The 5943-nt window shown below is 48.5% G+C and carries 4 protein-coding genes and 2 tRNA genes; 4 read left to right on the plus strand and 2 right to left on the minus strand.

The features are described 5' to 3' along the window. A partial coding sequence (locus ACTHMC_RS27605) for a hypothetical protein (protein WP_440418307.1) occupies positions 1–890 on the minus strand: 890 nt, incomplete at its 3' end. A 148-nt stretch (positions 891–1038) separates the two neighbouring features. On the opposite strand from ACTHMC_RS27605, the gene ACTHMC_RS27610 reads away from it, so the two are divergent. Together ACTHMC_RS27610 and ACTHMC_RS27615 are read left to right on the plus strand one after the other, a co-directional pair. Then, positions 1039–4182 carry a two-component regulator propeller domain-containing protein gene (locus ACTHMC_RS27610; protein WP_440418308.1) on the plus strand — a complete coding sequence of 1048 codons (3144 nt, stop codon included), beginning with the start codon at positions 1039–1041 and terminating at the stop codon, positions 4180–4182. Positions 4183–4239: 57 nt separating this feature from the next. Then, complete coding sequence (locus ACTHMC_RS27615; RefSeq protein WP_440418309.1) at positions 4240–4872, plus strand: response regulator; 633 nt, start codon at positions 4240–4242, stop codon at positions 4870–4872. Here the strand turns inward: ACTHMC_RS27615 and ACTHMC_RS27620 are convergent, their stop codons facing one another. Beyond that, on the minus strand, positions 4873–5448 hold the full coding sequence (locus tag ACTHMC_RS27620; protein ID WP_440418310.1) for a YceI family protein: 576 nt from the start codon (positions 5446–5448) through the stop codon (positions 4873–4875). It abuts the gene before it with no gap. Positions 5449–5671: 223 nt separating this feature from the next. Here ACTHMC_RS27620 and ACTHMC_RS27625 point away from each other — a divergent pair. Next, positions 5672–5745 (plus strand) — tRNA-Pro (locus ACTHMC_RS27625). Between the two features lie 10 nt (positions 5746–5755). Further along, positions 5756–5831 (plus strand) — tRNA-Ala (locus ACTHMC_RS27630). Positions 5832–5943 lie beyond the last annotated feature (112 nt).

Genomic DNA, 5943 nt, shown 5'->3' on the forward strand with positions numbered 1-5943 from the left:
ATATAAATTCCAAAATTACTTTCGTTGTAGAACACATAATCCGCTACACCGAAAACGAGATTATTAAAGGGAACGGACATATCCACCGCATCGGGGATATCGAACACTTTGTTACCATCGATCCAGACCCGTACGCGTGTTTTCTGTACCTGTATTGCGTAATGAGCGGGCTTGAACAATGATTTGCTGAACGCAGCGAAATCAACATTTCCGGTATTGAAACCCGGAGTGCCTTTGGCGCGGGAATAGAGCTCTGCTTTGGAAATCAGATCGAGGTTTGGTTTGGTGGTCACTTCCAGTACATTCTTATCTCTCCATTCTACTTCAGACCATAATGATTTATCTGTGGCTTTTTTAGTACCGCTGTTGAAAACGCCGAATTTGAAACCGGGGAAGAAGCGTGTACCCTGCGGCGCTGTACCATCCACGAACAGATCGAATTCAACGGTAAAGTTCTCTCCGAAAGACTTGCTGTTTCCGAAGAGGTACTGAGCCCCGGTGAACATGCGCAACCATTTACCGGAAACATTCTCCAGCGTTACCACTTCTCCTTTTCCTCTGGTATTCCATCCCAGTGGCAGCTCTCCGATATTATCCTGGGCAAAATCGTCAGCAAAGATCACTTTCTCTCCAGGAATGAAATCGTATTTTGAATAGGCTGTTACAGGTGCTTTTGCCACTGTACCGGATTTGGCCTTCTCCTCTGCGGCGGGCTTTTCCTCTTCTTCCTTTGCACTTTTGGAGGGCTCCAGGGATTTGTCGATTTCTTTATCTACTTTATTATCTACTTTTTCCTTAATCTTGTTTTTGGCCCTATTGATAAGACCGCCCAACTGAGCCTGAGAGATGAGGGGTGTAACGAACAGACATAATAAAATGAGCTTTTTCATATCGATGATTTAACAACAGCAAAACTACTGCAGCTGGCTATGCGTCTCAATCGCATAAACATGCTAATGAAGGGTAGAAATAGCAGTACTGACGGCATCTGTTGTACATTTGCCTTCAATCCCGAACCTTTTTATCATTCAGTTAACAATGATCACTCATCATAAGGCCCGCATTACAGAGAGCAAGTTTTTGAAGAAGCACTTCAGGATGCAGTCCGGAAGCGGCCTCCGCAGATTCCTGCTCAATCTGCTGTTGCTGGGCTTCACAATTCCGTTCGCATTGCGTTCACAGGCGCAGGAATTCATCTTCAATCATATCACACCCCGCGATGGTCTGGCTTCCAACTTTGTTTACTGCCTTTGGCAGGATCCGAAAGGCTATCTCTGGATAGGTACGGAAAACGGTTTGCAACGGTATGATGGTTACCAGTTCTTTTCTTTGCATCATGGAAGCGGCCCTGACAGGCTCCCCAAGCTTCCGGTGAACCAGCTGGTGGTGGATACAACAGGACGCATGTGGCTGCGCATGGGAAAAACATTCGGGATCTTTGACCAGAGCAGCTTCCGCTACAAACAGGTGCCGCTGGCAAAGGGTCTCAATATTCCGGAAACCGCCAATCTTTTCCTGGAAAAAGATGGAAATGGACATGTATTCGTTTTAGTGCACGGATGGGGCTGGCTTTTTTTTGATGAAGAGCACAATGTGTTCAGGGAAGATACCGGCCCTTTCAGGGTCCCCCGCTCCTTCGGTCTCTTTGTTACTTATGATGATGTCAGTGCAGGAAGATTCTGGATCGGTGGCAGGAATGGACTTGCCTATTATGATAAAAAAAGGAAACAGCTCTTCACTGCCGGCCAGGCAGATGCTCCGCATTTTCTGCTCAACGATCCACGCATGGGCCATCATATCGTTAACTTTTATGTGGATGTTAAAAGAAGACACTGGCTGACGGTATGGGACACTACCAAAAACAACCTCACCTACTACTGTTATGATGAACGCAGCAGGGGCTACAGCAATGATACGATGGGGCTGACCACCGTTTCACCCGGTGGATACTATGAGCTGAACAAATGGATGGAATTCGGGGATACCACCGTACTTGCCTATGGACTGTACTTCATGGCCATGCGGATGGAAGACAGGTTCGAGACTTTCGTATTTCCCGGGCAGAGCCCCTACAATATAGAGTTCACAAAAGTATATTCGGTTATACAGGACCGTGAAAATATCCTATGGGTGGCAACGGATAATGGGCTGTTCAATTCCATGAGCAAGATCAACAGTAGTCTTCACCTGGTATTGAAGCAGGATAAGAAGCGTGCCAATATCACCAACCTGCTGGAAACACCCGGCGGGGATATCTGGGTAGGTACCTGGGGCCGTGGTGTGCTTACCCGGCGACCCACATTGCTCAAAAAAGAGATCACTTTTGATTATCCTGAGAATGATGGCAATTATCTGCTCACCTGGGATATGCACCAGGAACTACCCGGAGGCCGGATCTGGTTTGCGTGTCAGTCCGGCAGACTGATGATCTACGACACGCTCCGGCAGCGTTCAGAATACCTGAAACCCACTCCATTCGGCGGTTCCACCATCCGGCAGATCGCAGAAGATCCCAATGGAAATCTCTGGTTCGGAACACAACGAGGAACAATACTGAAATGGAAGAAAGGAGCTGCCCTGCATGACAGCTCCTTCAAACTGATCAATCAGCCTGGCTCCACCATCAACAAACTTTTTGTTGATAACAGGGGACTGCTCTGGGCCGCCACCAGTGGAAACGGTGTGATAGTGCTGGACCCCCTCACTGGCAAGCAACTAAAAAAATATGACCTGCCCAGCCCGCAGCTCTTATTGTATGGCAATCATGTAAGGGATGTATTGCAGGTGAACGACAGCATCTATGCATTTGCCGGAGACAACCTGATCTTGCTCAATCACAATACAGGAAATATGTTTACCGCATCCCGGTATAATCAGTGGCCGGTTGGACCTGTACTCACTATGCAGGTAGACAATCAGCACAATGTGTGGCTGAGCACACCTAACGGGATGTACAAATACAACCTGGAAGGCAATCACTTTATCCGCTTCACGCAATGGGATGGATTGATCACCGTGTACAATCAGTATTACCAGCTGGAAACAAGTCTTAAACTGAGAAGTGGCAGGCTGGCATTTGCAGGCAATGCCAATATGGTGACCTTTGATCCGCTGACGTACCGCGACAAATCCCTGCCTCCCGATGTGCTCATCGGAAGCTGCAAGCTCTTCAATGATTTCCTGCCGGTGGATTCCATCATGAAACAGGGAGGGCTAACGCTTCCGTATAACCGCAATTCTATCACCCTCTCCTTTGCAGCCCTGAGTTTCGCCCGCATCGACAAGCTCAGTTACTACTATATGCTCGAAGGAGCCAATAAGGACTGGCAGCGGATGGAAGGCGCATTGCAGGTGAACTACACTTTATTACCTCCGGGCAATTACGTGTTCAGGGTGCGTGCGAGGAATGAAGAAGGCATCTATTCACCGCATATTACTTCCATGCGGATTACCATCCGTCCACCATTCTGGAGGACCTTCTGGTTCTTCGGGCTGGTAGGGATCAGCATTGCCGGGGCACTGTACTATCTCTATCGTTTGCGTATACGCAGGCTGATGCAGGTAGAAAAGATCCGGACCAGGTTGGCCCGCGACCTTCATGATGATATGGGGTCCACGCTCAGCACCATCAATATCCTGAGTAATATGGCCGTGAAGAAACTGGATTCCGATCAGAAGGCCAGCCAGGATTATATGGGGAGGATCAGCGAAAGCTCCAGTCGTATTATGGAAGCCATGGACGATATTGTATGGAGTATCAACCCGGTGAACGACAGCATGAGGAAGATCGTGGCGCGCATGAAGGAATTCGCCGGAAACGTGCTGGAAGCCAGTGATATCGACTATAGCTTCGTGGTTGACGAAGCCGTGAAGGATATGACCTTCGATATGGAATGGAGAAGGGAGATCTTCCTGGTTTTCAAAGAAGCGGTCAACAATATTGTGAAATATGCAAAGGCTTCGAAGGTGGACATCACCCTGAAAAGGCAGAAAAACGTGCTGCTGATGACCATCACCGACAATGGCGTTGGTTTCAGGAGTAATTCAGGGCAGCAGGGGACGGTCAGAGGCAACGGGTTAAGGAATATGCGCAAGCGTGCCGAGGCCATGAATGGGTCCCTGCAGATCATTTCAGCGCCTGAATCCGGCACATCCGTGGAACTGAGGATACCCTTAGCATAATTATGCTATGTTGTAAAAAACCGGCAGCCCCTACCTTTGTACAACCAAACTAAAAAAATGATCAAGATCCTTTTATACGATGATTCGGAAGTAATGCGGGAAACCCTGGTGCTCCTGCTGAGCAACACCGATGGATTTGAAGTGGTGGGCGCATTCGACAATTGCGAAACCGCTGTACAGGACATCATCACCCTGCAGCCTGATGTGGTATTGCTGGATATCGATATGCCGGCCATGACAGGCATCGAGGGGCTGGCCAAAATAAGAAGTCAGCACCCGGACGTAAAGATCCTGATGCTGACTGTATTTGACGATAACAAAAACGTATTTGAAGCGATCCGCCAGGGCGCCAATGGTTACCTGCTGAAGAAAACGCCTCCTGCCAGACTGATCGATTATATCAGGGAGGTGTACGAAGGCGGCGCTCCTATGAATGCCTCCATTGCCACACAGGTGCTGAAGATGTTTGCGGGTATGCAGCCATCCGCCAGTCCTGATTACGCACTCTCCCAACGCGAAAAGCAGGTATTGCAATCGCTGGTCGACGGAAACAGTTACAAGATGGTAGCTGCCGAAATGTATATTTCCATCGATACGGTGCGCAGCCATATCCGCAGCATTTACGAGAAACTTCACGTTAACTCCAAGAGCGAGGCAGTTGCCAAGGCGCTCCGCGACCGCCTGGTATAGTTATTTTTTGATATACTCCACGTTAGCAACGATCTGGATCTCTTCTCCCAGGAAGGCGGCAGGCGTAGATGTTGATACCCCGAAATCCTTTCGGTTGATGGTACCGGTTACTTTGAAGCCAGCCATGGGTGTTTTATCCATGGGGTTCTCTCCCAGCCTGCTGGTGGCAGTAAGCGTTATATCTTTGGTTATGCCGTGCAGGGTCAGCGGTCCGGTTACCGTGTATTGATTACCCGACACTTTTTTGAATGATTTGCTTTTGAAGGTAATGGTTGGATACTTTTCAGTATCCAGGCAATCTGCTTTGCGCAGGTTCTGGTCGCGCATTTCATTTTCAGTATTGACGGAAGCCGCATCGGCAACGAGGGTAACCGTAGCGTCAGTAAAATCCTTTCCATTGGCAGTAATGGTGGATTCTTTGATCTTGAAGGATCCTTCCACATCGGCCAGGGAGAGATGGGAAATGGAAAACCGGAGACGGGCATGGTGCTCATCGAAAGTCCAGTTATCGGTTGGGATGGTTTTCCATGAAAAGAGGGTGATGGCCATCAGAGGAAGTAAGGTCAGCTTTTTCATTGTAATTTTTTTGATTGTTATGCTGCAAACCTACAGAAGCCCGGAAAAGCAGATGGGGTGCGGCTGCGACAAAAAGAGGGAGTACTGCGGCGGGGTGGTTGAAGGCGGAATAAGGGGGGATGAGAAAGATTTCCTGAAAAATAAATCAGGAAACTTTGTTTTTTAGTGATTGAATTCCTTACTTTTGCATCCCGCAATTTTCGGATTGCGTCCGGAAAAAGTTCGGGAAGTAGCGCAGGCCGGTAGCGCACCTGGTTTGGGACCAGGGGGTCGCAGGTTCAAATCCTGTCTTCCCGATACTTATTTTGGGGCCTTAGCTCAGCTGGGAGAGCGCCTGCCTTGCACGCAGGAGGTCAGCGGTTCGATCCCGCTAGGCTCCACCAAAAAAAAGTGTTGACAAAACCTTTTAGTAGTAGTAATATAGAAAAGTCGCTCATGAGCGACCAAGTTCGATCTTTGAAAACTGAACGAAACGAAACGTCAAAAATACTTTTG

The organism is Pseudobacter sp. (genome assembly GCF_051955275.1).
In the GTDB taxonomy this organism is placed as follows: domain Bacteria; phylum Bacteroidota; class Bacteroidia; order Chitinophagales; family Chitinophagaceae; genus Pseudobacter.